The sequence below is a fragment of the Pseudonocardia halophobica genome (assembly GCF_027922425.1).
Taxonomy (GTDB): domain Bacteria; phylum Actinomycetota; class Actinomycetes; order Mycobacteriales; family Pseudonocardiaceae; genus Pseudonocardia; species Pseudonocardia halophobica.
Genome location: NZ_BSFQ01000296.1, coordinates 1 through 524, shown reverse-complemented (window position 1 = coordinate 524; position 524 = coordinate 1). Strand labels below are relative to the sequence as shown.

Annotated in this window: 1 protein-coding gene; it reads left to right on the top strand. The window is 70.4% G+C overall.

What is annotated here, in order from left to right; all coding sequences use genetic code 11:
- On the top strand, positions 1-197 hold a 197-nt coding region (locus PKE99_RS38695; RefSeq protein WP_271215191.1), incomplete at its 5' end, for a hypothetical protein.
- Positions 198-524: the final 327 nt, after the last annotated feature.

The window sequence follows — 524 nt, the reverse complement described above, 5'->3', positions numbered from 1 at the left end:
TCCAAGCACACGACCGCGACCTGGTGATTCGGGTCAGCGGCCGTCCGGAACGTGACGGTACGTTGACCTGGCTCTATGAGGCCAGCATTGTTTCGACCATCGGCCCTGTCGACGAACTGCGTTCGGAGTTGGTCGCCCAGGGGCGCACACAGGCTGACCAGCTGGCTTTCCCCGAGCTTCCTGAGTCGAACAAGTAGCGCCCTCTAGCAGCGCGCCGGACGGGGACCGGCCGCGGGCCGCACGCCCGGCCGGCGGGCAGCGGCGCGGCGGCGGAGCTGCCGCCTTTGGGTCCAGGCTCACTGAGCGCCCTGCCCGTCCCCAGACGGTGTCGAGGCCAGGTCACATCGACGGATGTCAGGGCTGCCGGCAGGTGGCGGCGGTCGACCGACTCGGTGTGCTGCTGGCTGGCTGAGAGCTTCGTCTACCAATGTCGGGCAAGGACGCGCCTGGCAACGAGCCCCGGCTGACTAGCCCTGCCCCACCGGAGTCCGGCGCAATGGGCGCGGCGCGACGGCTCCGCCCGG